At 37.4% G+C, this 1,204-nt stretch carries 1 protein-coding gene; it reads left to right on the top strand.

Going from position 1 to position 1,204, the window contains the following annotated elements; genetic code table 11:
• Positions 1-669: 669 nt before the first annotated feature.
• The gene (locus tag H0Z29_12165) at positions 670-1,155 is read left to right on the top strand and encodes a hypothetical protein (GenBank protein MBO8132239.1); all 486 of its coding nucleotides are present in this window, start codon (positions 670-672) and stop codon (positions 1,153-1,155) included.
• Positions 1,156-1,204 lie beyond the last annotated feature (49 nt).

Genomic DNA, 1,204 nt, shown 5'->3' on the forward strand with positions numbered 1-1,204 from the left:
TGTATCTTAAGACCCCCTGATTTCGTGTCTAAAATCTTGGGTCCATTATATTATAAAATTTCCGAAAGAGACATGTAATGCATGCCCGCTGCGGGATAAGTGCACAATAAATTAATGTCAATGAAATGTTTGGTATTTATAGAAGGGTTTTGATATCCTCATAAAAAATATAATGAAAAATTATTTTATTTCGGTGATCATTAGGTTTCATTAATGCCGTAAAAAAGGGTTTATTTTTATGTCGGGCGTTCTCCAGGAACAGGTTTGGACGCTTCCAGAAGAGGTGGTGCCGAAAGTAGAAAGAGTAATGTCTAGAAAGGTGGTAATTGACTATGGCATCTCAAAACCATATTCCTGTTGAAAGGCTTCAAAAGTTAGAGCAAAAGCGTTGAGTTTAAAGGGGCTATCCAAAAGGTACGGCTCAAACTAGATGGTAAGTTAGATAACTATAACATTTGTAAGTTAGATAACTATAACATTTATAAACGTTCCGGTCCATCCATTGTACCACATGCGGGGGCCCCGGCTGTTAAGGCTACCCTTGCGGCGCCGCCTGCTAACATGGATGTCTAGCGACCGGTAGCCCAACTGATAAACTTAAGAAAAAGGAATTTTGCTAATTTTGTCAAATTATGAAATAAAATACATAAATGAACGGTGATTGGAATTATGAGTGAGGGGAATGAATTTATTAGCATATTTAATACTTTACTGCCAATCAAAAAGGTACTAGAAGACCCGTCTGGTAGCAACATTTTTGTAATATTGTTTATTTCCGGAATAATCGGTTTCTCGTTTTGGGTATTCGTCTCTTTTGGGTTAAGGCAATACAGACCCTGCAGTAAGGGTATAGAGGATGCCAAAGCCAGCGTTGACCAATATTCTAAAGGTACCCTTACGACTAATTTCGAAGAACTAAATCAAGAAATGTCATCCAACCCATTAATAGGAAACTTGTGGTCTGAATATGACAAAACGCTGGTAAAAATCAAGAGAGATGACGGTACGGAAGATGTTTTTAGTACCATAGAAGCAAGTTACTTTTTTAATGAAGCTAATATTCTTGAATCAAGAATTAACCTTAAGTTTTATAATGCCGTTCCCGGTATTTTGACGGGGCTAGGAATTCTAGGCACCTTTGTAGGGCTGACCTAGGTGGACCCCATTGTCAAGACACAAATTTTAAAATTTTAAGCTACAAATA

Source organism: Candidatus Neomarinimicrobiota bacterium (genome assembly GCA_017656425.1).
In the GTDB taxonomy this organism is placed as follows: domain Bacteria; phylum Fidelibacterota; class UBA2242; order UBA2242; family B5-G15; genus JACDNV01.

Bases quoted from the DNA above. Each gene is read 5' to 3' on its own strand.
- H0Z29_12165 (MBO8132239.1), top strand. From the start codon at position 670: ATGAGTGAGGGGAATGAATTTATTAGCATATTTAATACTTTACTGCCA.